Source organism: Arthrobacter sp. DualSoilB13 (genome assembly GCF_055389195.1).
In genome coordinates this window covers 1488407-1511822 of record NZ_AP035865.1, presented here as the reverse complement: position 1 = coordinate 1511822, position 23416 = coordinate 1488407, and the positions used below count along the sequence as shown (strand labels likewise).

The 23416-nt window shown below is 63.3% G+C and carries 24 protein-coding genes; 9 read left to right on the top strand and 15 right to left on the bottom strand.

Going from position 1 to position 23416, the window contains the following annotated elements; all coding sequences use genetic code 11:
• Position 1: 1 nt before the first annotated feature.
• Positions 2-919, bottom strand: coding sequence for a tRNA pseudouridine(55) synthase TruB (truB, locus tag ACZ5J0_RS07025; RefSeq protein ID WP_223942221.1), 918 nt, complete (start codon positions 917-919; stop codon positions 2-4).
• 34 nt (positions 920-953) lie between these two features.
• Here truB and ACZ5J0_RS07020 point away from each other — a divergent pair, with 34 nt between their 5' ends.
• A complete protein-coding gene (locus ACZ5J0_RS07020) occupies positions 954-2114 on the top strand; it encodes a pyridoxal phosphate-dependent aminotransferase (RefSeq protein ID WP_250819901.1) in 1161 nt (386 codons plus the stop codon).
• 7 nt (positions 2115-2121) lie between these two features.
• On the opposite strand, the gene ACZ5J0_RS07015 is transcribed toward ACZ5J0_RS07020, so the two are convergent.
• The 4 genes from ACZ5J0_RS07015 to ACZ5J0_RS07000 all read right to left on the bottom strand — a co-directional run bounded on the left by ACZ5J0_RS07015 (position 2122) and on the right by ACZ5J0_RS07000 (position 6565).
• Positions 2122-2604, bottom strand: coding sequence for a nucleoside deaminase (locus ACZ5J0_RS07015; RefSeq protein WP_464094479.1), 483 nt, complete (start codon positions 2602-2604; stop codon positions 2122-2124).
• Between the two features lie 87 nt (positions 2605-2691).
• Entirely contained in the window at positions 2692-3195 is a 504-nt protein-coding gene (gene rbfA, locus ACZ5J0_RS07010; RefSeq protein WP_024820333.1) for a 30S ribosome-binding factor RbfA, read from the bottom strand.
• Between the two features lie 77 nt (positions 3196-3272).
• On the bottom strand, positions 3273-6158 hold the full coding sequence (gene infB, locus ACZ5J0_RS07005) for a translation initiation factor IF-2 (RefSeq protein ID WP_166842829.1): 2886 nt from the start codon (positions 6156-6158) through the stop codon (positions 3273-3275).
• A gap of 152 nt (positions 6159-6310) precedes the next feature.
• Positions 6311-6565, bottom strand: coding sequence for a YlxR family protein (locus ACZ5J0_RS07000; RefSeq protein WP_464094705.1), 255 nt, complete (start codon positions 6563-6565; stop codon positions 6311-6313).
• On the opposite strand from ACZ5J0_RS07000, the gene ACZ5J0_RS06995 reads away from it, so the two are divergent.
• Positions 6554-6748 (top strand): hypothetical protein, encoded by a 195-nt coding sequence (locus tag ACZ5J0_RS06995; protein WP_243753398.1) that lies wholly within the window; start codon positions 6554-6556, stop codon positions 6746-6748. The two genes, ACZ5J0_RS07000 and ACZ5J0_RS06995, sit on opposite strands and share 12 nt — an antisense overlap.
• Before the next feature lie 100 nt (positions 6749-6848).
• Here ACZ5J0_RS06995 and nusA read toward each other — a convergent pair whose 3' ends face one another.
• The gene (gene nusA, locus ACZ5J0_RS06990; RefSeq protein ID WP_142939661.1) at positions 6849-7829 is read right to left on the bottom strand and encodes a transcription termination factor NusA; all 981 of its coding nucleotides are present in this window, start codon (positions 7827-7829) and stop codon (positions 6849-6851) included.
• The gene (rimP, locus tag ACZ5J0_RS06985; protein ID WP_166842831.1) at positions 7829-8440 is read right to left on the bottom strand and encodes a ribosome maturation factor RimP; all 612 of its coding nucleotides are present in this window, start codon (positions 8438-8440) and stop codon (positions 7829-7831) included. Before rimP ends, nusA begins: the two co-directional genes overlap by 1 nt.
• Before the next feature lie 30 nt (positions 8441-8470).
• Here rimP and ACZ5J0_RS06980 point away from each other — a divergent pair, with 30 nt between their 5' ends.
• From ACZ5J0_RS06980 to ACZ5J0_RS06965, 4 genes are read left to right on the top strand one after another with little or no spacing between them, the layout of a single operon-like run.
• Positions 8471-9640 carry a DUF4439 domain-containing protein gene (locus ACZ5J0_RS06980; RefSeq protein WP_464097217.1) on the top strand — a complete coding sequence of 390 codons (1170 nt, stop codon included), beginning with the start codon at positions 8471-8473 and terminating at the stop codon, positions 9638-9640.
• A gap of 51 nt (positions 9641-9691) precedes the next feature.
• Entirely contained in the window at positions 9692-10420 is a 729-nt protein-coding gene (locus tag ACZ5J0_RS06975; protein ID WP_250819898.1) for a VIT1/CCC1 transporter family protein, read from the top strand.
• A 34-nt stretch (positions 10421-10454) separates the two neighbouring features.
• Positions 10455-11477, top strand: coding sequence for an aminoglycoside phosphotransferase family protein (locus tag ACZ5J0_RS06970; RefSeq protein WP_464094477.1), 1023 nt, complete (start codon positions 10455-10457; stop codon positions 11475-11477).
• Positions 11478-11481: 4 nt separating this feature from the next.
• Positions 11482-12258, top strand: a complete 777-nt coding sequence (locus ACZ5J0_RS06965) for an aspartate dehydrogenase domain-containing protein (protein WP_464094476.1) — start codon at positions 11482-11484, stop codon at positions 12256-12258.
• Positions 12259-12275: 17 nt separating this feature from the next.
• Here the strand turns inward: ACZ5J0_RS06965 and ACZ5J0_RS06960 are convergent, their stop codons facing one another.
• Positions 12276-13073: a sulfite exporter TauE/SafE family protein gene (locus tag ACZ5J0_RS06960; RefSeq protein WP_166842835.1), complete on the bottom strand. Its 798-nt coding sequence runs from the start codon at positions 13071-13073 to the stop codon at positions 12276-12278.
• Complete coding sequence (locus ACZ5J0_RS06955; RefSeq protein ID WP_464094475.1) at positions 13070-14881, bottom strand: proline--tRNA ligase; 1812 nt, start codon at positions 14879-14881, stop codon at positions 13070-13072. The genes ACZ5J0_RS06960 and ACZ5J0_RS06955 overlap by 4 nt, the downstream gene beginning before the upstream one ends.
• Before the next feature lie 507 nt (positions 14882-15388).
• On the opposite strand from ACZ5J0_RS06955, the gene ACZ5J0_RS06950 reads away from it, so the two are divergent.
• Genes ACZ5J0_RS06950 through ACZ5J0_RS06940 form a run of 3 tightly spaced genes read left to right on the top strand, consistent with a single transcriptional unit; the run spans position 15389 to position 17507 of the window.
• Positions 15389-16138, top strand: a complete 750-nt coding sequence (locus ACZ5J0_RS06950) for an ABC transporter ATP-binding protein (RefSeq protein ID WP_223942213.1) — start codon at positions 15389-15391, stop codon at positions 16136-16138.
• An 8-nt stretch (positions 16139-16146) separates the two neighbouring features.
• Entirely contained in the window at positions 16147-16890 is a 744-nt protein-coding gene (locus ACZ5J0_RS06945; RefSeq protein WP_142939669.1) for an ABC transporter permease, read from the top strand.
• Positions 16887-17507 carry a TetR/AcrR family transcriptional regulator gene (locus tag ACZ5J0_RS06940; protein WP_142939670.1) on the top strand — a complete coding sequence of 207 codons (621 nt, stop codon included), beginning with the start codon at positions 16887-16889 and terminating at the stop codon, positions 17505-17507. Before ACZ5J0_RS06945 ends, ACZ5J0_RS06940 begins: the two co-directional genes overlap by 4 nt.
• A gap of 24 nt (positions 17508-17531) precedes the next feature.
• Here the strand turns inward: ACZ5J0_RS06940 and ACZ5J0_RS06935 are convergent, their stop codons facing one another.
• From ACZ5J0_RS06935 to dxr, 6 genes are all read right to left on the bottom strand, one after another.
• Positions 17532-18263, bottom strand: a complete 732-nt coding sequence (locus tag ACZ5J0_RS06935) for a hypothetical protein (protein ID WP_464094474.1) — start codon at positions 18261-18263, stop codon at positions 17532-17534.
• 78 nt (positions 18264-18341) lie between these two features.
• Positions 18342-19220 (bottom strand): GNAT family N-acetyltransferase, encoded by an 879-nt coding sequence (locus ACZ5J0_RS06930; protein WP_142939696.1) that lies wholly within the window; start codon positions 19218-19220, stop codon positions 18342-18344.
• Positions 19183-20349, bottom strand: a complete 1167-nt coding sequence (gene ispG, locus ACZ5J0_RS06925; RefSeq protein WP_011774258.1) for a flavodoxin-dependent (E)-4-hydroxy-3-methylbut-2-enyl-diphosphate synthase — start codon at positions 20347-20349, stop codon at positions 19183-19185. The genes ACZ5J0_RS06930 and ispG overlap by 38 nt, the downstream gene beginning before the upstream one ends.
• A gap of 47 nt (positions 20350-20396) precedes the next feature.
• On the bottom strand, positions 20397-20690 hold the full coding sequence (locus ACZ5J0_RS06920; protein WP_142939672.1) for a YciI family protein: 294 nt from the start codon (positions 20688-20690) through the stop codon (positions 20397-20399).
• An 85-nt stretch (positions 20691-20775) separates the two neighbouring features.
• Positions 20776-22107 (bottom strand): M50 family metallopeptidase, encoded by a 1332-nt coding sequence (locus ACZ5J0_RS06915; protein ID WP_142939673.1) that lies wholly within the window; start codon positions 22105-22107, stop codon positions 20776-20778.
• Positions 22108-22139: 32 nt separating this feature from the next.
• Positions 22140-23324: a 1-deoxy-D-xylulose-5-phosphate reductoisomerase gene (dxr, locus tag ACZ5J0_RS06910; protein WP_223942210.1), complete on the bottom strand. Its 1185-nt coding sequence runs from the start codon at positions 23322-23324 to the stop codon at positions 22140-22142.
• Positions 23325-23416 lie beyond the last annotated feature (92 nt).

The following is a 23416-nucleotide window of genomic DNA, read 5'->3' as shown; positions in this document are numbered from 1 at the left end:
GTTACTTTGCCTGCCCGGTTCCCGGCGCAAAGACCAGCACGGGTTTCGCGAAGTTGCCTGTATCTGCAAGCAACGCCACCAGCTCTCCCGACGGCGCGAAGGCTGCGGCAGGCTTTTCGGCCGTGGCGGCGTCGGGCGTTCCTGCTCCCGGACCGGCAGCGATGCGGCGGCCGAAGGAAATTTCGGTGGTTTCGTCCTCGCTGAGCTCCCGGTTGGGCATGAGTGCACGTGCCGCCAAGGACATCTCCAGAACCTCAAGCTCTTCTGCCAGCTGCTCCAACGTGCGGGCCTGGTCCAGGGAGTATGGGCCAACCTGGGTCCTCCGCAAGGCTGTGAGGTGTCCCCCGACGCCCAAGGCACCGCCGAGGTCCCGGGCCAACGCCCTGATGTACGTTCCGGAGGAGCACTCCACGGTGACCTCGACGTCGACTACCCTGCCGCCGTCGATCCTGGTGATGGAGTGGACATCAAAGCGGTGGATGGTGACCGGGCGGGCCGCGAGCTTAACCTCTTCACCCGAGCGGACGCGGGCATAGGAGCGTTCGCCGTTGACTTTGATGGCACTCACGCTGCTCGGAACCTGTTGAATCGGCCCGGTGAGGGCAGCGACGCCGGCAGCTATGGCGTCGTCGGTAATGGCCGCTGCGCTGCGGGCCTCCGTGACCTCGCCCTCGGCGTCGTCAGTGATGGTGGTTTCGCCCAGCCGGATGGTGGCCGTATACGTCTTGGAGGTGCCCACGATGTAGGTCAGAAGACGCGTCGCCTTGTTAATGCCCAGCACCAGCACACCGGTTGCCATGGGATCCAGCGTGCCCGCATGCCCCACTTTTCGGGTGCCGGCCAGCCGCCGCATCCGGCCAACCACATCATGGCTGGTCCATCCCTGCGGTTTGTCAACGATTACCAGTCCAGAAAGCACGCTTACCAGTATATGGGTGGCTAGGATGGCTCCCATGCCTGAGCTTGCCGCACACGTCCGCGACGTCCCCGTGAACCAGATCCGTGAGATCACCGAAGCTGCCTGGTCCACTCCCGGAGCTATCGTCCTCAGCATCGGCGAGCCGGGCTTTGCCCTCCCCCGCCACGTCCTGAACGCCGGCATTGCCTGCCTGGACCGGGATGAGACCAACTACACACCCAACGCCGGGATCCCTGCCCTCCGCGAGGCCTTCGCCGCTCGCTTCCGGGAGCAACAAGAGGTCACTATTGGTGCGGAGCGGGTCTATGTGGTGGACGGCGCCCAGCAGGGACTGCACTTTGCCATGAGCCTTCTCCTCTCCCCCGGTGACGAGATCCTGATTCCCAACCCCGGCTACCCCACCTTCGCCATGACCAGCCGGCTGCTGCACGCCGTGCCTGTGCAGTATCCGTTGTATCCACAGAACGACTTCCAGCCGCACATTGAGGACATCGAGGCCCTGATCACGCCACGGACCCGCGTGATGGTGCTGAACTCCCCGTCCAATCCCCTGGGCGCCGTGATCAGTGAGAAAGCCACGCGCGAGCTGGTGGAACTGGCAGTCCGGCACGACCTCTGGATCATCTCGGACGAGTGCTATGAAGCCTTCACTTTCGATGTGCCCCATGTGAGTCCCGCCCGCTTCGACAGCGATGTCCCCGGCGAAGCCCGGGTCTTCACGTCCCTGACCTTATCCAAGACCTACGGACTGACTGGCCTCCGGATCGGGGCGCTGATCTGTCCTCCGGGTTTGGAGCAAAAAATGAACAACGTGATGGAATCAATCGTGTCCTGCGTCGCGTCTCCTTCGCAGTACGCCGCTTTGGCCGCGCTGACGGGGCCGCAGGACTACGTTTCGCAGGCTCGCGACCATTACCGGAGCAACCGGGATGCGGCGTCGGCGGTGCTGACCGAAAAAGGGATCCGGTTCCTGGGAGCTCAAGGAGCGTTCTATTTATGGGCCGACGTCTCGCATGTGAGTGGCGGGGACGTCCGGACCTGGGTGCGTAAATTCCTTGCGGAATCGGGCGTGTCGTTCGCGCCGGGCACTGCGTTTGGGTCGATTGGCGAGGGATGGATCAGGATTGCCCTGTGCGGCGGGCAGCAGGACCTGCTCGACGGCGTCACCCGCCTCCCGGCCAAGGTCCAGTTGTAGCGGGTCTTCAGTAGGCGGTGCGGCGCGCGTGGTTCCGCCAAGCATCAAACGGCTCATCGGAGGTGTCCAATTCGGCATGCTCCACCGGCAGCAGCTCCGGCCGGGTGCCGGCAAAGTACTCATAGAACACGGCGTCGTCGAAGCCGGCCCTGGCCGCACCGTGCCGATCGGCCGCGAAATACACACGCCCGATCCTGGCCCAGAGCGTGGCGGACAAGCAGAGCGGGCATGGCTCGCAGCTTGTGTAGAGAACGGAACCCTTCAGGTCGAAGCTCTTGGTTGCTGCTGCGGCGCGCCGTATGGCCACCACTTCGGCATGTGCCGTGGGATCGTGGTCCAGCGTTACCCGGTTCACTCCCTCATGGACAGTTCCGTCCGGGGTGACCACAACGGCACCGAAAGGGCCGCCGCCGTCGGAAACGTTACGCACGGCCAGCTGGATGGCCAGGTTCAGGTATTCATCACGTTGCTGGGGACTGTGCGCCGACATGCTCTGATCCTAACGAGTTTTTGTACAGCAAATGCCCCTAAGAAGGCTTCTTAAGGGCATGAGCTGTACAAAAACTCGAAGAGTGGTCTAGCGGTTGGAGTCTTCGTCGAGCTCGTTGTCGCCGGAGAGGTCTGTGTCCTCTTCGTCGAAGTCGTCCTCGTCGATGTCCTCCGGAGCATCGCCCTTGTAGGGGTCTGCTTCGCCTGCGTGCTTGGCGCTGGCAGCCAACGCGGCTACCTCAGCGTCGCGACGCTTGGCTTCACGGAGCAGCTCCTCAAGATTGGAGGCATTGACCGGAATCTGATCAGCCACGAACTCAAGGGTGGGAGTCAGGCGAACAGTGATGTTGCGGCCCACTTCCTGCCGCAGCACACCCTTGGCCTTCTCCAATGCCCTGGCGGCATCTGCCTGGGCTACATCATCACCGAAAACGGTGTAGTAGATGGTGGCGTGCTGAAGGTCATTGGTGACGCGGGCGTCAGTGACCGTGATGGACTCGACGCGCGGATCCTTGACCCGGCGTCCGAGGGCCTCAGCAACAACCACCTTTATCCGCTGTGCCAGCTTGGCGGCGCGTGCGGGATCAGCCATGACTTCCTCCTGGAAAGTAGAAACGGGAACGGAACGGGTCCGCCGGGGTTACCCGACGGACCCGTCCCATACGGAACCTAGTTACGCGGCTTTTCGCGCATTTCGAAGGTCTCGATGATGTCGCCTTCAGTGATGTCATTGAAGGAGCCAAGACCGATACCACACTCGAAGTCGGTACGGACTTCGGTGGCGTCATCCTTGAAGCGCTTGAGCGTCTCAACGGTGAGGTTGTCACCGATGACCTTGCCGTCGCGGCTGACACGTGCCTTGGAGTTACGGCGGATGATGCCAGTGCGGACGATCGAACCGGCGATGTTTCCGAACTTGGAAGAACGGAAGACTTCGCGAACCTCGGCGGTACCGAGCTGGACCTCTTCGTATTCCGGCTTGAGCATGCCCTTGAGAGCCATCTCGATGTCATCGATTGCTGCGTAGATGACCGAGTAGAAGCGCATGTCCACGCCTTCACGATCGGCCAGTTCAGCAACACGCTCGGCCGGCTTGACGTTGAAGCCAATGATGATGGCGTTGTCAACCGTGGCCAGGTTGACGTCGTTCTGCGTGATGGCACCCACACCGCGGTGGATGACACGAAGCTGAACGTCGTCGTCTCCGACGTCGATCTTGAGCAAGGCGTCTTCGAGGGCTTCAACGGCACCGGACACGTCACCCTTGAGAATGAGGTTAAGGGTGTCGATCTTGCCTTCGGCAACGGCCTGGTCAAAGTCTTCCAGGCTGATGCGCTTGCGGCGCTTGGCCAGTGCGGCGTTGCGGTCGGCAGCTTCACGCTTCTCAGCGATCTGGCGGGCCGTACGCTCGTCAGGTGTCACCAGGAAGGTGTCACCTGCACGCGGCACGTTGGACAGACCGAGGACCTGAACCGGGCGGGACGGCAGTGCGACATCGAGTGCCTCGCCGTTCTCGTCGAACATGGCGCGGACGCGGCCGTGAGCCGTACCGGCAACGATCGTGTCGCCCACTGCCAAGGTACCGGACTGAACCAGGACGGTGGCAACAGCACCGCGGCCCTTGTCCAGGTTCGCTTCGATGGCAATGCCTCGAGCGTCCTTGTCCGGGTTGGCGCGCAGGTCCAGGGCAGCGTCGGCCGTCAGCAGAACGGCGTCGATCAGTTCGTCGATGTTCAGGTTCTGGCGGGCAGAGACCTCAACGAACATGGTGTCGCCACCATATTCTTCCGGAACCAGGCCGTACTCGGTCAGCTGGCCCTTGACCTTGTCAGGGTTGGCGCCTTCCTTGTCGATCTTGTTCACTGCGACGACGATCGGCACGTTGGCTGCCTGGGCGTGGTTGAGTGCTTCCACCGTCTGCGGCATAACGCCGTCGTCGGCTGCAACAACCAGGATGGCGATGTCAGTGACCTTGGCACCACGTGCACGCATGGCCGTGAAGGCCTCGTGACCGGGGGTGTCAATGAAGGTGATGTCGCGGGCCGTGCCCTCGTGGACGTGGCTGATCTGGTAAGCACCGATGTGCTGAGTGATTCCACCGTGCTCGCCGGCCACAACGTTCGAGTTGCGGATGGCGTCCAACAGGCGGGTCTTACCGTGGTCAACGTGGCCCATGACGGTAACAACCGGTGCGCGGGCCTCGAGAACGTCGTCACCTTCGGCGTCGAGTTCGTCCTGGATGTTGATGTCGAACTGATCGAGCAGCTCGCGCTCTTCATCCTCAGGGGAAACAACCTGGAGCTTGTAGCCAAGTTCGGCGCCAAGCAGGCCAAAGGTGTCTTCGTCGAGGGACTGCGTCGCCGTTGCCATTTCACCGAGGTGGAACAGCACGGTCACCAGCGACGCGGGGTTTGCATCGATCTTCTCGGCAAAGTCCGTGATGGACGAGCCACGACGCAGGCGGATGATGGTCTCGCCATCACCGCGGGGTACCGATACGCCGCCCAGCGACGGAGCACTCATCTGCTCCAGTTCCTGGCGCTTTGCACGCTTGGACTTGCGCTGCTTGCCACGACCGGCGCCGCCCTTGCCGAACGCGCCCTGGGTGCCACCGCGACCGCGGCCACCCTTGCCGAAGCCACCGCCGGCGGGAGCTCCGCCACCGGTACCTGCACCAGGTGCGCCACCGGGACGGCCGGGTCCGCCACCGGGACGGCCTGCGCCACCCGGACGGCCTGCGCCACCGGGAGCCGGACGCTCAGTGCGGTTGGGCATCATGCCCGGAGTAGGACGGTTTCCTGCACCGGGACCGCCAGCGGGACGCGGAGCGCCCGGACGGGGTGCACCGGGACGCGGAGCGCCCGGACGGGGACCACCGGTACCTGCTGCGGGACGGGGTCCACCCGTACCAGCTGCGGGACGGGGACCGCCGGGGCGTTCGCCGTCGTTACGGCGTTCGCCTCGGGGCATGCCCTGGGACGGTGCGAACGGGTTGTTGCCCGGACGCGGCGGACGGTCTCCGTCGCCACCACGGCCGCGGGGCATGCCCTGGGACGTAGCGAACGGGTTGTTGCCCGGACGGGGACCGCCGGGACGCGGAGCCTGGCCACCTTGACGTGCCGGAGCCGGAGTCTCTGCCTTGGGGGCAGGACGGGCGCCAGGCTTGGCCGAAACCGGAGTGGACGCAGCAGGAGCTGCAGGTGCTGCCGGGGCAGGTGCTGACGGTGTTGCAGGAGCTGCCGGTGCAGCAGCCGCAGGGGCTGCCGGAGCGGGGGCTGCAGGGGCCGGGGCCGGAGCCTTCGGAGCTGCAGGACCCGGTGCCGGAGCGGCCGGACGGGATGCTGCTGGGCGGTTTGCCGCCGGAGCTGCTGCGGGAGCGGCGGCCTTGGCAGCGCCGGCACCCGGGTATGCGTCGCGAAGCTTCTTCACGACGGGGGCCTCAATTGTTGACGAGGCGGAGCGAACGAATTCGCCCAATTCCTGCAGTTTGGTTACTGCATCTTTGGAAGTAATACCGAGCTCTTTGGCGAGCTCATGTACGCGGACCTTGGCCACATTTCTCCTGTCTCGGTCCGCACCGAGCCAGGCACGAACCGTCTACTTCTTACTGCGGGCCTTCGCCGCTTGCGCGATTGAAAGGCCCATTGCAGAGCGCAACAAAGTTGTCATCGTTACGCACTCATCGCTGGGAACTCATCGGGTTTCCATCAGTTTTCTGACCCGCTTTCAGGTTTGGACGGTTTTCCTGCGGCGGCCTGGGCCTCCACAAGGGGCGCACCGGACATCAGGTATCGTTCCACGGCGCCTGCATCGGAAGCACCCGCAAGGGCCCTTCCGAAAGCTCGCCGCTTGATTGCCAATGTCAAGCACTTTTCGCTGGGGTGAAGCCATGCACCCCTGCCAGCCATCCGGCGTCGAACGTCGACCAGGACTGCGGAAGAACCGCTGCCTTGGGCGACCAGCCGGACAAGCTCGGACCGGGAGCCTTGCTTCCGGCATCCGATGCACGTGCGAACAGGCCCATGGCCATGTTCAAGCAGTTCAGCCACGACGTGTCCAACCTGCCTTACGCTACTGGCACCCGACGGGCCCCGGTCCTGCGCATGCAGCTGAGGCACGCCAAAGCGCGCGGATACCGGACGTAAGCCCGGTTCCATCTAGTCTAGCCCCCCTGCCCCGGTCTCCCGAAACCAAGGATGCCGCCAGGGCGGCGCTAAACCGGCGGCACAACCGCCGGTTCAAGAGCTAGTCAGCCTTAGCGGGAGCGGCATCGGAGATGATATCGATGCGCCAGCCAGTCAGCTTGGCTGCGAGCCGCGCGTTCTGGCCCTCTTTGCCGATCGCCAGGGAAAGCTGGTAGTCGGGCACTACTACGCGGGCCGAGCGGGTTGCTTCGTCCGTGATAGTGACGGAATTCACTCGCGACGGCGACAAGGAGTTGGCAATGAAGGTTGCGGGGTCGTCGCTGAAGTCAACGATGTCGATCTTTTCGTCGTTGAGTTCGGTCATGACTGCCCGGACGCGGGAACCCATTTCGCCGATGCATGCACCCTTGGCGTTGATGCCGGCAGTGTTGGCCTTGACCGCGATCTTGGTACGGTGGCCGGCTTCACGGGCCAGTGCGACGATCTCCACAGAGTGATCCGCAATTTCCGGAACTTCCATTTCGAACAACTTGCGGACCAGCCCGGGGTGCGAACGGGACAAAGTGATGGACGGACCCTTGGCGCCGCGGTGGACGTCCACCACAAAAGCACGCAAGCGGCTTCCGTGGAGGTACTTCTCACCGGGGACTTGCTCGGGCGGGGGCAGCAATGCTTCCACGGATCCGAGGTTGACCTGAATCATGTGCGGGTTGTTGCCCTGCTGGATCATGCCGGCCACAAGTTCGCCTTCACGGCCTTTGAACTCGCCCAGCACGTTGTCGTCTTCCACGTCGCGAAGACGCTGCAGAATGATCTGGCGGGCCGTGCTGGCGGCGATGCGGCCAAAACCGGCAGGGGTGTCTTCGAACTCGCCGATGGGCTCACCGTCGTCGTCGATTTCCGTAGCCCAAATGGTCACGTGACCGCTCTTGCGGTCCAACTCGGCACGGGCCTTTTCGAAGGCGCCGGGCGTCTTGTGGTACGCCACCAGCAGCGCTTGTTCGATGGTGGGAATCAGGAGATCCAGCGGGATTTCACGCTCACGCTCCAGGAGTCTCAGTGCGCTCATGTCAATATCCATTAGGCCTCCTCGGAAGGTCCGTTGTGCTCGTCTTCCAGCGCAGCCTCGTGGAGGTGGCTGAATTCAATCTCGACTTTTCCTTGGCGGATCCTGTCGAAAGGAATAGTGATGGGTTCGCCCTGCTTGGGCTTCATGCCCTTCTTGACCTCATGCTCGGGGATGAGCGTCACAGCATCTTCCCCCACGGAGGTAATGCGGCCCAGAAGGTTTTCTCCCTGGATGACGTTGACCCTGACCATACGGCCGCGGGCGCGGTGCCAGTGACGCGGTTCGGTCAAAGGACGGCTTACTCCAGGGGATGAAACCTCAAGGTCGTAGGGACGGCCGTCGTCATGGGGATCGTTGTCCAGAATATCGGACAGTCCGCGTGAGACCTCTGCGATGGCGTCAAGGCTGACGCCTCCGGTCTCTTCCTGGGGAAGGTCCACCACGACGTGGACCGTGCGGTGTGAACCGGCAACGTGGATGGAAACATCCTCGAGGTAGAGCCTGTTGGCAAGGACAGCCGGTTCAAGCAGCGCCCTAAGCCTGCTCTCTTCCGGGTTGTGGATGGTGGCCGTTGAGTTCGATTCAGAACGGTCTGTTGAAGTCGTGGCTTCCGAGTCACTCACGTTGCCCGCCGCCTCCCGATAGATGTTGTTGTGACTACTAGCCTAACGATTTTCCCGGGAACATGGTGCACGGACTTCCTCATCCACGTGACACCATGGTCTGTTGTGAACGGGGAAACAAGCGAAAAACGACGAACACCACCTTGGGGCCGGGTTTTACTGGTTGCCGTGGTGGCACTGCTTGTTGCAGGCACCGGAATGGTCCTTCTTCCGCGTGATTCCGGCACTCCCCCGGCTGTCTCGTTCACCGAAACAGCACGTTTGACGGCGTTGGAGGACACGCTGCTGCTGCGGGAATCGGCCACGACGCTGGCGGAGTCCGCGGCTCCCGAGGCCGGAAAGCCCATGTCCGGCAGCGCTGTGACTTTGCTGACAACCCACGCTCAGGCCTTATTCGACCCTCGCGGAACGACATCCAGTGCCACCCTGTCAGGGGCAGCCCCCTCACCCCGTCAGTCCTCGGCTGCAGCGGAACAAAGCAGCCGTGCGTCCTTCCTGGCCGGGCTGGCCGGCAGCGGCTGGAAGCGCTTGGACGACGCGCGCAAGGCCGACGGCGGGATCGCCCGGCTGCTCGCCGCCGTCGGAACCGCGCAGGTGCTGCAGGCCGAAAAGTTGGCTGCCGAATGGCAGTTGCCCCTGCCGGAGCAGACACGGGCGTCGGAGACCAAGGCCCCCACGGCGACACCTTTGGCTGCCTCATGCCCCTCTGCAAACCCCACCCCGGAGCCGATGTCCGCGACCACTGACACAGCCCTGGCTGCGGTTGTTCGCTCACAGCAGGAGGCGATCTACGTATACCAAGTGGCCTTGAAGAGGCTGGACGAGACGAAGTCGGCGGCCGCTGCCAAGCACTTGCAAGTTCACCAGGCGCTCCTCCGGGAGGCTGAAGCAGTCACCAGCGCCAACTGCGCGGATGCACCCACGGGCGAGGCGGGCTACCGGCTGCCGGATACTTTCACTCAGGATCCCGCTACATTCCTTGGCTCGGTAGAGCTTGCCTCGCTGCCTCGATTCGGTGACCTTGTTGCCCTGTCCACGGGCGAGACCCGCACATGGGCCCTGGACAGCCTGGTGGCAGCCGCCCGCAGGAGCCTCGCTTGGGGCGCGCAGCTGCCTGCGCTGCCGGGACTCATGCTCGACGCCGGCGAACTGCCTTCGTTGCCTACGCCCACTAGCACGCCAGCTTCCCAGGGCGGATAGGCGAGCCTATCCATGCTGGTCAGGACCGCCTGCCGGTGCTTGGCTTGATGCATGGCTTCCACGGAAACTGCCACCACGCATGAAAATGAACCCCACCGGGACGATCTGGCACATCGGCTGAACTGGCTGCGGGCGGGCGTCCTGGGCGCCAATGACGGCATCGTGTCCGTCGCGGCAATCGTGGTGGGCGTTGCCGGTGCCACCACCAACACCGGCCTGATTCTCTCCGCGGGTGCCGCTGGCCTGGTGGGTGGCGCCATCTCCATGGCTTTGGGCGAGTACGTGTCTGTCAGCAGCCAAAGTGACACCCAGAAAGCCCTCATTGAAAAAGAAAAACGTGAGCTGGCGGAGCAGCCGGAAGATGAGCTCAACGAGTTGGCCGCGATCTACGAGTCCAAAGGGCTCAGTGCAGAGACCGCCCGGACCGTTGCACAGGAGCTGACCGAGCACGACGCCTTGGCCGCACACCTCTCGGCCGAGCTCAATATCCATGAAGATGACATCGTCAGCCCTTGGAACGCAGCCTTTGCTTCGGCCGTAGCGTTCACTTTGGGAGCGATTCTTCCCATGCTGGCCATCTTGCTGCCGCCACCCGGGATGCGGGTTCCCCTAACGTTCGTCGCAGTCCTGCTTGCCTTGGCGATCACTGGCGCGGTTGGTGCGTGGCTCGGCGGTGCTTCCCGCGTCCGTGCAGCGGTCCGGGTGGTGCTGGGCGGGGCCCTCGCGCTGGCTGCCACGTTCTCCATCGGTACCCTGTTGGGGGCCAGCGGCGTTTTCTAAGGGACGCGTGGCAGTGCGGAGTTAGGCTGTTGCCGTGAACCTTCACGCGATGATTCCCATACCGGGCGACCTCCACGCCCGGTACAACCGCGACTCCGCGGGCAGGGATTGGCTCGCAAGCCTCCCGGGGCTCATCTCCGAGGCATTGGACCGTTGGGGGCTCTCAGTGGATTTGGTGCCAGGCGATGGGCCTTGGAATGGCCACGGAGCCTTGGTGGTGCCAGTTGTTCAAGGCTCCACCCCTGCAGCGCTAAAGATCGCTTATCCCCACGAAGAAGCACTGGTGGAGCGCTATGCACTGGCCCTCTGGAGTGGCCGGGGCGCTGTCCGCCTCCTGGCCTCGGACGATGCCAGTTGCACCATGCTGCTCGAACGCCTGGACGCCTCCCGTTGGCTCCAGGACGCCCCTCTGGACGAAGCCAGGGACGCATGGGGGGCCATTATGCGCGAGCTCTCGATCCAACCGGACGAAAGGGTGGAGTGGCGGGTTTTGGACCACGTCGCCGCAACCGCCGAGCGATGGAGCGATGAACTGCCTGCCGAATGGGACCGCCTGGACCGTCCCTTCCCTCGATGGTTGCTGGAAGCGGCACTGGAGGTCTGCCAGACGCGTGGGGCCGTAGGGCGCCGTTCAGGCAAGGATGTCCTGGTGCACACTGACCTGCATTTCATGAATATTCTTGCCACTACCAGCGCCGAAAAGCTGTCCCTGCGCGGCGACTATCTGGCTATTGATCCGCAACCACAGATTGGGGAGGCCGAGTTCGCCGTCGCCCCGATCCTGTGGAACCGCATCCGCGATCTTTCGCGGACGGATCCGGAGGCCGGGCTGCTGGAGCGGTGCCAGGACTTCAGCCGTGCCGCTGGATTGGATCCCGACGTTGCACGGCAATGGAGCATAGCCCGTGAGGTGCAGAACGCTTTATGGTATGCAGCAAAACCGCGGCACTCCGGTGATCTTGCCCGTTCCCTGTGGGTCGCAAGCACCCTGGCCGGCCACAGGCTCGACGCCCTTCCCCGGGCACACGATCTCCCCGACCCCGGCGAAGCAGCCTGACACCGTGGTCCTGAAAGTTGCTCTCATTGGTTCGGGCGCCATTGGATCGCGGGTGGCGGAACTGCTCGACGCCGGGACCGCCCCAGGCATCGAACTCGCCGGTGTTGTTCCCCACGGGAAACCCAGGACAGGTTTCAGCTTCGAAGAAGCCATGGACGTAGCTGACGTGGTGGTGGAGTGCGCCGGTGTCGCAGCAGTCGCCGAGTTCGGTCCCCGGAGTATTTCGGCCGGGAAGGACTTTCTGGTCACGTCGATCGGAGCCTTATGTGAGGCCTCGCTGAGGAAAACACTGCTCGACGACGGTCCAGGCCGAACGTTCCTGACAACCGGTGCGCTAGGCGGCCTGGATGCGATCACAGCGGCCTCCGCGGGCGGAACCATTTATCGCATCACCGTGGAATCGCGAAAACTTCCTGCTGCTTTGATCCAGCCATGGATGGACGGGGAAACGAAAGAATCACTCCTGGAAGCCACCGGGCCGGTTGAACTCCTGAGGGGCGGACCGGCCGAGCTGATCAAGGCCTTCCCCAAGTCAACCAACGTGGTGTCCGCGTTGGCGCTGGCAGCCGGTGACTGGGATGTGGTGGAAGCTGTGTTGATTGCTGACCCCGCAGCCAAGCAGACAACCCACCATGTCCTGGCCGAGACGAGCCTGGGGCTCTTCGACTCACGTGTCACCAACCAGGCTTCCCTCGGCAACCCGGCGTCGAGCGCTTTGGTGCCGCACGCCGTCGTCCGCGGTTTGAGGACGCTTGCCAACGCCAACGGCAGTTTTATCTGACTTAGGCCGCGGCGGCCCTACCCTGCGAAGTTCTCGTTCCAGACGTCAATGCCAAGTTTGATGATCAGCGCAGCCACCACGATCAGGAAGACAAGGCGCACAAACTTACTTCCCTTGGCCACAGCGGTCCTGGCACCGAGGTAGCCGCCTGCCATATTGGCCAGGCCAAGGATGAGGCCTACGCCCCACAGCAGGGAGCCGTGGGGGAGGAAGAAAATCAGCGCGCCGGCATTGGTGGCCATGTTGACGATCTTCGCTTTGGCGCTGGCTTCCAGGAACGCATAACCCATGGCCGAAACGAGCGCTATGACCAGGAACGAGCCCGTACCCGGACCGATCAGGCCGTCGTAAAAGCCGATCACGGCACCGATCATGCACGCCACCACGTAATGCTTATGGCCGTCGTGGCGCAGGGCGGTCAGTTCACCGGCGCTGGGACGCAGGGCTGTGAAGATGGCGACTGCGATCAGCGCCAACACGATGATGGGCTTGAAAACGCTGGCAGGCAGGGAGGCAGCGAGAATGGCCCCGCCGAAACTCCCAGCCAGCGCGATCACCGCCATGGGAATTGCGGTCTTCAGATCCGGCCCGACGCGGCGATAATACGTGACCGCGCTGGTGGTGGTCCCGAAAATGGACCCCATTTTGTTCGTGGCCAAAGCCTGGACGGGCGTGATACCTGGAACCAGCAGCAGGGCGGGGAGCTGGATCAGTCCCCCGCCCCCGACTACGGCGTCCACCCAGCCTGCTGCGAATCCAGCCACCACAATCAGGATGAGGGTGGTGAGCTGGATCGATTCGAAGCCGGAAATCACCGGGTTCGTACAGCGTTGACCACGTAGTCCACGGCCTTGTCCACCGCGATATTCTCGGCTTCGCCACTGCGGCGGTCCTTGATCTCAACCACACCGTCCACGAGCCCTCGGCCAACGGCCAGGATGGTGGGGACGCCCACCAGTTCGGCGTCGCCGAACTTCACACCGGGCGAAACCTTGGGACGGTCATCGAAAATGACGTCCAGGCCTGCAGCTTCGAGTTCAAGGGAAAGCTTTTCTGCTGCTTCGAAGATCTCATCGCCGCGACCGACAGCCACGACGTGAACATCGGCCGGAGCCACCGAGCGCGGCCACACGAGACCACGGTCGTCATGGTTGGCTTCAGCCAACGCTGCGACGGCACGCGTTACGCCAACGCCGTAGGAGCCCATGGTGACAACCTGCTGCTTGCCGTTCTGGTCCAGGACCTTCAGGTCCAAGGCCTCAGCGTACTTGCGGCCGAGCTGGAAGATGTGGCCCATTTCGATGCCCCGCGCAGTTTCCAGCGGTCCTGAACCGTCCGGGGCGGGGTCGCCCGCACGGACATCGGTGCTTTCGATAACGCCGTCCCACGCGAAATCACGACCCGCTACCAGCCCAAAGACGTGCTTGCCATCAGCGTTGGCACCGGTAACCCAGCTGGTGCCGGAGACGACGCGGGGATCCACAAGGAAGAGAACCTTGGAGGATCCTTCCAGGCCCAGAACGGGCTCGTCGAGGGACAGGCCGGGTCCGATGTAACCCTTGACCAGCCACGGCAGCTTCTTGAGGTCCTCTTCGTTGGCGGCCTCGAGGCCGATTTCACCGGCGATGGGCAGGTGGGAGCCAATGTTGGCTTCCACGCGCTTGAGGTCCACTCCGCGGTCTCCTGGAACGCCGATCACCACGATCTGGCGCTCCCCCGTGGGCAGCGTGACGGCGAGGACAACATTCTTGAGCGTGTCAGCGGCAGTCCATGCGCCGCCGTCGGACTTGCTGCGCGGAGCCAGCTGGTTGGCGGCCTCCACAAGAGTCTCGATGGTGGGAGTGTTCGGCGTGTCCAGGACCTGTGCGGCCGGAGCGTTGCTGAAGTCGACCTCGTCCGGGACAACCGTGGTCACGGCTTCGACGTTGGCGTAGTAGCCGCCGGCCGAGCGCACGAACGTGTCCTCGCCGATCTCGGTGGGGAACAGGAATTCCTCACTCTTGGAACCACCCATGGCCCCCGCCGTGGCTGCAACGGGAATGACTTCCAAGCCGAGGCGCTCAAAGATCTTCAGGTAGGCCGCGCGGTGTGCGGCGTAGCTGGCATCCAGGCCGGCGTCATCGATGTCGAAGGAGTAAGAGTCCTTCATGATGAACTCGCGCCCACGGAGGAGGCCCGCCCTGGGACGTGCTTCATCACGGTACTTGTTCTGGATCTGGTACAGGCTCAACGGCAGGTCCTTGTATGAGGAGTACAGGTCCTTGACCAGGAGCGTGAACATTTCCTCATGCGTGGGGGCCAGAAGGTAGTCCGCCCCCTTACGGTCCTGGAGGCGGAACAGGCCGTCGCCATATTCGGTCCAACGGTTGGTGGCCTCGTAGGGTTCGCGGGGTAGCAGCGCCGGGAAGTGGACTTCCTGTGCTCCGATGGCGGACATTTCCTGGCGGATGATGTCCTCCACCTTGCGCAGGACGCTCAGCCCCAGCGGCAACCACGTGTAGATACCGGGCGCGGCGCGGCGGATGTAGCCGGCGCGGACCAGGAGCTTGTGGCTGGCGACCTCGGCGTCGACGGGATCTTCACGCAGGGTGCGCAGGAACAGCTGGGAAAGGCGAAGGACCACGGGTACGTATCCGTTTCTATGGCAGATGTGGCAAAAACAACTGTCTACTAATCTACCGGCTGACTGCGCGGCCACTTGAACAGGCCCGGATTGGCGTCCGGTCCGCTGGCACACAGAAGAGCCACGCCGTCGCGTGTGGAAGCCCCTGGCCGCAACCGGCTGGTCATCCTGCGATGGCGTGGCTCAGCGGCCGGCCGGCCGCAGACTCTGTCCTGAGACTAGATCGCCGTTCCCTCCAGCGGAACGGGATCAGCTGCGGCTGGGAAGCATTGGTCACTGCCGAGCTCACGGATGGCTTGGCCGCCGATGGCGCCCGTCAAGGTCTTGATCATGATTCCCCCTGTACCACCCGCACCCCAACGACACGGCTTGGGAAAAACCTATGTGATCGTAGACACATTTTCAAGGCGGGCCACAGCGCCACGCAGTGCCCTTGACCGCCCTGCCCACCCGTCTTAGGTTTAATTCATCATCCGATGAATTAAGTGTGCCCAATCGGAGGCTCGCATGACACCCCTTACAGCAGCCATAAAGGCAACGGGGCTTCATATAAACCGCGCCCGCAGCAAGATCATCAAGGGCCTGGACTTCACCGTTGACGCCGGCCGGATCACAGGACTCCTGGGCCCTTCCGGCAGCGGCAAGACAACACTCATGCGGGCAATCGTCGGAGTCCAACGGATCACCCAGGGAACCGTGACCGTCCTCGGCAGGCCCGCAGGCAGCGCATCGCTCAGGCACGACGTCGGATACGTCACCCAGGGTGCCAGCGTCTACCCGGACCTCAGCGTGCACGCGAACGTGCGCTACTTTGGCGCCATGCACGGCGCTACCGCCGCGGACACCGCGGAGGCAATTGCCGCCGTCGGGCTCGAACCACTTGCCCGCCATAAGGCAGCTGACCTGTCCGGCGGGCAATTCAGCCGGGTCTCCCTGGCATGCGCCTTGGTGGCCCACCCGAAACTGTTGGTTCTGGATGAGCCCACTGTCGGGCTCGACCCTGTACTGAGGGCCGAGCTATGGGAGCGCTTTGCGGCCATGGCGGCTGCCGGAACAACCCTGCTGGTCTCCAGTCACGTGATGGAGGAAGCCTCCCACTGCTCCTCGCTTCTGCTCCTGCGTGATGGCCTCCTCCTGGCCCAGCTAACTCCCGCCGAACTGGCCGAACGTGGACAGAGCGAAGATCTGGAGCGGGCGTTCCTCACCATCATCAGAGCCGCTGACCGCGACCGGCAAGAACGTCAGGTGTCGTCATGAATGTCCGCATGACCCTTGCCACCACCGTCCGGGTCCTGGGGCAGTTGCGGCACGATCACCGGAGCGTTGCACTGATCCTCGTGGTCCCTGCACTACTGCTGACCGCCGTCTATTTCCTCTTCGAAAACGAAACGCTCCCCCCGGGGTTCCCCCGAACCTTTGACCGCGTCGGCCTGATGATGTTGGCCATCTTCCCCTTTGTGGTCATGTTCCTGGTCACATCGATCACCATGCTTAGGGAACGCACCTCCGGGACTCTGGAGCGCCTCCTGACCACGCCCATCCACAAGGCCGACCTACTCTTCGGTTATGGTCTGGCCTTCTCCATCATGGCGGCCCTGCAGTCCCTGGTGGCGACAGCTGTGGCCTACTGGGTTTTTGACCTCGATATCAAGGGAAGCCCCGGCCTGGTGGTGATGATTGCCGTCATCAACGCCGTCCTGGGCGTCGCCCTCGGACTCCTGTGTTCCGCCTTTGCCCGCACCGAGTTCCAAGCCGTGCAGTTCATGCCGGTGGTGGTGGTCCCGCAGATCCTGTTGTGCGGACTGTTCGTGGCGCGGGAGGACATGAACGAGGTCCTCGAAGCAATATCCGGTGCTCTGCCGCTCACCTTCTCCGTGGATGCGTTGAAGGAGGTTGCGGAGAATGCGGACGCAACAGCCACCATGTGGCAGGACGCCCTGATCATGGGCGGGATTGTTCTGGGAGTTCTGGTCCTGGCATCCCTGACCCTCCGACGACAAACCCGATGAGCGTCCCCCAGGCGCGCAGGGGCCGCCGCAGCTCAGGAGACCATTCACGCGAAGCCATCCTCACCGCCGCGCGGAGACTGTTTGCCGAGCAAGGCTTCGAAGGGACAAGCCTGCGGCAAGTAGCCCGCGAGTCATCCGTGGATCCGGCCATGGTGCACCACTTCTTCGGGGGCAAGGATGAGCTCTTTGCCGCCAGCGTGGAATTGCCCGCCGACCCCGCGGAGGTTCTTGCCGGCGTCGAAACCCTGGACCCTGCAGTGAGGGCGGAGGCGATTGTCCGGGCTGTACTGCGGTTGTGGGAAAGCCCCGCTCAGCACGGATTGGTGGCCTACGTCCGGGGAACCCTGGGCTCCAAGTCCAAGACGGCGCTCATGCGCGAGATGGTCAACCGGGTCATCTTGTCCCGGGTGGTTGCAGGCTTGCCGGGCACGCCGGAAGAACGGCATCTGCGAAGCAATCTGGTGGCCAGTCAGGTCATTGGCCTGATGCTGGTCCGCTACGTCATCAAGCTCGAGCCGCTGGCCGGCGCAGCGAAGGAGGACGTCATAAAGATGGTGGCCCCCACCATCCAGCGCTACCTTACGGGAGAGCTGGACGGCCCGGGAGCCACCACCTGACGATGTCCTTGGCGCCTGTGAGGGCTACTTGACCAGTGCCGCGGCCTGGTCCATCAGGGTGCCGGCCTCAGCTGCCCCGTCTGTGCCGCCGTTCTGGCCCGATGCCGTAGCGGAAATCAGCACGCCGCCCTTGACGGCGAAAGCCATCACGGTGGACTGCGCCTGGCCACCGGGGAGGGTCATGGTGGTTTTAAGTCCCACAGTGCCGGGGACCGAACCAACCCCATCAAGCTTCTCGGTTTTCATGCTCAAGGCTGTGCCGCCCATGGTCATCTTCATGGAGGAGCACGTGGTGATCTGGGACTCACTCCCCTCGAGGCTCTTCTGCAGGGTTTCCGCCGGAACGCCGGACACCAACGCTACGCTGGAGACGCTTCCGGTTGCGGTATCAACCTTCGCCCCGGTGGCGCCGGTGGAGCCTTCAATGGACTGCGAGGCGCCGGACATGGCCAGATCCTTGCACTCGGCCGGTTCGATGTTCATGGAACCCATGAGTTCCTTGAGCGGATTCGCTTGGGCAGCGAGGTCGTCAATGGCGGTAACAGTCAGTTCCGAGCCATCAGCTGGCTTGATCTGCTTGACCAGGTCTGTAAGTTCAGCCGAGGTGTACTGCTTTGCCGCAGTGGGCGTAGGAGCCGAGGTTTCATTTGCCGGTGCGGGACCGGCATCCGTGGAGGAGCCGGAGCCACCGCAAGCGGTAAGACCCATGACCAGCAGCCCCGACACGGCGAAACCGCGCAGCGTATTCTTGTTCATTCGTTTCCCCAATGGAGTCAAGTGTTCCGGTGCTGGCGGTCGCCAACATGGACAAGAATACTGGATTCCCCATCGACTTTAGAAAAGCACGGTGGCGAAGGTCCCCACTTGTTCGAAGCCCACCCGCTCATAGGTGGCCCGGGCTTTGGTGTTGTAGTCATTGACGTAAAGGCTCGTCACGGGCGCGAAGGTTCTGGAGAGATTTACGACGGCGGCCATGTAACCCCCGCTGTGGCCGCGGCCCCGCAGCTCGGGATTCATCCACACGCCCTGGACCTGGGTGACCTCCCGCGTGACCGCCCCCAGCTCGGCTTTGAAGACCACAGTGCCGTTGGCATCAATGTGGACCAGCGAGTGGCCCTCCCGAATGAGTCCAGCAACGCGCCTGCTGTAGAACTCCTGCCCTCCAAGGAAGGGAGAGTAACCCACTTCTTCTTCGAACATGGCCGCGCACGCCGGCAGGATGCGATCAAAGTCCGCCATGGTGCCGAAGGCCAGGGCCGGGTTGGCGACGATAACGGGAGGACCTGAAATGGTGAGCAATGGTTGCTGGGCGCGTACCTCGTGGGCACTATGCCCCAGTTGCTCGAATCGCGCATAGAGGGCCATCACGGTTTCGGCCGGACCGAAAATGGACGCGTAACGGCGCCCCGTTTCGTGGGCAGCTGTGGCCACATACCCTGCAAGGCCGGGATCGAGCTGCACAGGGACAAGATTGGCGCCGGCCCAACACGCACCGAGGAGCGTTTGGCCTTCAAAAACTCCGAAAATGCTGGCACCGCCGCTGGTGGGCGCCGCTGAACCGGTACTTTCCAAGTGCGCGAGGATAAATACGTTGGCCACCGCATCCTCGCTTGCAAGCGCGCGAAGGGCCAGGGTGTCGGCACTGCCGAGCACCCTGACTCCCAAGCCGTTCTCGTTACGAGACGCTAACCACGGGGCTACCCTTGACAGCATCTTCGCCATCGGCCTCCCCCATCTCTTCGGCGATGCGCATGGCCTCTTCGATCAGTGTCTCAACAATTTCGCTCTCAGGCACAGTCTTAATGACTTCGCCCTTCACGAAAATCTGGCCCTTGCCGTTTCCGGAGGCCACACCGAGGTCCGCTTCACGGGCTTCGCCGGGTCCATTGACGACGCAACCCATCACGGCAACGCGCAGCGGAATCTCCATGCCTTCCAACCCTGCGGTCACCTGTTCGGCCAGCGTGTACACATCCACCTGGGCGCGGCCACAGGACGGGCAGGAGACGATCTCGAGCTTGCGCGGGCGCAGGTTCAGGGATTGCAGGATCTGGTTGCCCACCTTGATTTCCTCCACCGGCGGAGCCGAGAGGGAAACACGGATGGTGTCACCAATGCCGCGCGACAGGAGCGCACCGAAGGCCGTGGCCGACTTGATGGTGCCCTGGAATGCCGGACCGGCCTCGGTCACACCGAGGTGCAGGGGCCAGTCGCCCTTCTCCGCGAGCATCTCATATGCGGCCACCATGATCACGGGGTCGTTGTGCTTGACGGAAATCTTGAAGTCGTGGAAACCGTGCTCTTCGAAGAGGGAAGCTTCCCACACAGCGGACTCAACCAAAGCCTCCGGGGTGGCCTTGCCGTACTTCTTCATGATGCCGGGTTCGAGGGAGCCTGCGTTGACGCCGATCCGGATGGATGTTCCATGGTCACGGGCCGCAGCAGCGATCTCTTTGACCTGGTCATCGAACTTGCGGATGTTGCCCGGGTTGACCCGGACTGCAGCGCAGCCGGCCTCGATTGCGGCAAAGACATACTTCGGCTGGAAGTGGATGTCCGCGATCACGGGAATCTGGGACTTACGGGCGATGATGGGCAGCGCCTCGGCGTCGTCGGCAGACGGGCAGGCAACGCGTACGATGTCGCATCCGGAAGCCGTCAGTTCAGCGATCTGCTGGAGGGTGGCGTTGATATCCGTGGTGGGGGTAGTTGTCATGGACTGAACGCTGATGGGCGAGTCAGATCCGACGCCAACGGACCCTACCTTGATCTGCCGGGTCTTCCGGCGGGGGGCAAGGACGGGGGGTGGGGCTGCTGGCATTCCCAGGCTGACCGAGGTCACGTGGACTCCTTGGGTTGGGTGAATCGTTGTGGTGGAGGACGTCCGGGCTAGGACGCGTGGGCAGCCAGGACACCGATGATTGGCGCCCATTCCGTGGTGCGGATGCCGGCGATGACGCCGGCTTCAGCGAACGGATCCTGCTTGAGGAGGTCATTGAGTTCGGCTTCGTCGGCCGACTTGAAGATCAGCAGGGCGCCGGCGCCGTCACCATAGGGGCCACTGGCAAGAAGTTTGCCTTGCTCGGCCAGTTCCCCGAGCCAAGCACGGTGTGCTGGGCGGGCTTCGTCGCGGAGGGCGCCTGAATCGGCGACGTATACGTACTCAACAGCGAAAACAGTCATGGAGCTAGCCTATCCCGCCGGTTGCGCAGAATATGTTCACAGCTTTGCCTGCATTGTTCACAGATCTGTCCGCATTGTTCACAGCTCAGCCGAAAATGTTCACGGGCTTAACGATGTCGGCATAGATCAAGAGCGCCCCCATGGCCATGAGCAACGCCGCCACCACATAGGTCACCGGCAGGAGTTTCGCGATGTCGAAGGCTCCCGGATCCGGTTTGCCACGCAGTTTGGCCAGTTGGCGGCGCGCGCCTTCGTACAAGGCGCCAGCGACATGGCCGCCGTCGAGCGGCAGGAGCGGGATGAGGTTGAAGATGGCCAACGCGAAGTTGAGTCCTGCGAGCAACCCGATCAGGGTGCCGATCCGTGCCTGCATGGGTACTTGTTCCATGGCCGCTACCTCGCCGGCAACCCTGCCGACGCCCACCACGCTGATAGGCCCGTTGGGGTCACGGGGCTCCTCGCTGAAGGCTGCTTTCGCCACCCCCACCACCCTGGCCGGCAGGTTGAAGATCACACCGGAAATCTGTTTGATGTTCTCCCCTGCCATGGGCAGAACGGCCGACGCCGGTTGGGGAACCAAAGCGCTTTGGGCTCCGATACCCAGGAAGCCGACTTCCTGGTACTGCAAAACTCCGTTGGCGTCCTGTGCCTGCCGCCCATCGGGGCCCACCACGGGCCGGGACGAGAGAACCGGAGTCACCGTGGTCTCCACTGACGCCCCGTTGCGCGTCACAATGACAGGAACTTCCTTGCCGGCGGAGGCCCGGATCCAGCTGGTGAGCTCGTCCCAGCTGGTGACGGATTTTCCGTCGAAGGAAGTGATGGTGTCATTTGGCTGCAGGCCCGCGGCTGCGGCCGGGGTCAGTTTGCAATCCGCCGAATCGGGGTCCACGGTCTCCCCCGCGGCAACCTGGCATTTGGAAACGTCAGCGATGGTGGTGGTTGCCTGGGCTGTTCCGAAGCCCATGAGCAGGACTGCCAGAAGTATCAAGCCGATCAGCATGTTCATGGCCGGTCCGCCGAGCATGACGATGATCTTTTTCCAGACGGGGAGCTTGTAGAAGACGCGCTTCTCGTCCCCGGGACCCACTTCCTCGTGCGCCATTGAACGCGCCTCGGTGGCGAGGGTCTGGAACATGCCAGTACTGGAGGGGCGAACGGCGCCGTCTTCCTTGTTCGGCGGGTACATGCCGATCATGGACACGTAGCCACCCAGCGGAAGCGCCTTGAAGCCGTACTCTGTTTCGCCTTTTTTCCTGGACCACAGCGTTGGTCCAAAACCGATCATGTACTTGGTGACGCGCACTTTGAAGAGCTTTGCGGGCACCAGGTGGCCTACCTCGTGCAGCGCGATGGAAACGGCCACGCCGATGGCGACGAAGACGACTCCGAGGATGAAGAGAAGGACAGGACTCATGCCGGTGGGACTGCTTCCGTAAGGGTTGTGAGCTAGAGGGCGCTGCTGGCTAAACGATCAAGGGTTCGGGCGCGTGCCCACCTCTCAGCATCCAGCACCGACTCCACCGTTAGCTCGGAAGAGCCTGAATGTTCGCTGAGGACGGATTCGACGGTATCCACAATGTCGGTGAAGCGGATTCGTCCGGCGTGGAAGGCCTCCACTGCTTCCTCATTGGCGGCATTGAACACGGCCGGGAACGTGCTGCCCTGCTTAGCTGCGTCCTTGGCGAGGTCCACGGCCGGGAATGCCACGGTATCCAAGGGCTCGAAGGTCCAACTGGTGGCTTGGGTCCAGTCGCAAGCGCGTGCAGCCTGCGGGACACGATCCGGCCAACCCAGTCCCAGCGCGATCGGCAGCCGCATGTCCGGAGGTGATGCCTGGGCGATGATGGAGCCATCCACGAACTGGACCATGGAATGCACCACCGACTGCGGGTGGACCACAACGTCGATCCTGTCCAGCGGGACATCGAATAACAGGTGTGCCTCAATGACTTCCAGGCCTTTGTTGACCAGGCTGGCCGAGTTTGTGGTGACCATGAGGCCCATGTCCCAGGTGGGGTGGGCAAGGGCCTCCTGCGGTGTCACGTTGTGAAGTTGCTCCCGGGTGCGGCCGCGGAAGGGCCCGCCGGACGCGGTCAGGATCAGCTTTTCGACTTCCTGATCCGTGCCCGAGCGCAGGCACTGGGCGATGGCTGAGTGTTCAGAATCAACGGGAACGATCTGGCCGGGGCCAGCGGCAGCTTTGACCAGGGCGCCGCCGACGATCAGCGACTCCTTATTGGCCAGAGCCAGTGTGGCTCCTGTAGCCAGCGCGGCCAAAGTGGGCGCCAACCCGATGGAACCGGTAATGCCGTTGAGGACGACGTCGCACTCAATGGCGGCGATCCGGGTGGATGCGTCCGGTCCGGCAAAGACCTCCGGAGCGAAATTCCGCACGCCCTCAGCCGTGGCCGCGGCGTCAATCAACCGCCGAAGGACTTCCGAATCTCCCTTGGCGATTCCCACGGCTTGGGCCCTGGTGTGGACCGCCTGTTGTGCAATGAGTTCGAGGTTCCCGCCGCCCGCGCTTAGTGCCACCACTTCGAAACGGTGTGGTGCGGCATCGACGACGTCAATCGCTTGTGTGCCGATGGAACCGGTGGACCCGAGGATGACGATCTTGCGCGGCTGCATGACTTAAGTATCCCTGCCACTGCCGGGGCCCGCGAACGGATGGCGGCGTATGTGGAAAATCGATGCCGCTTGACCAGCGCCGTCCGCTGCGT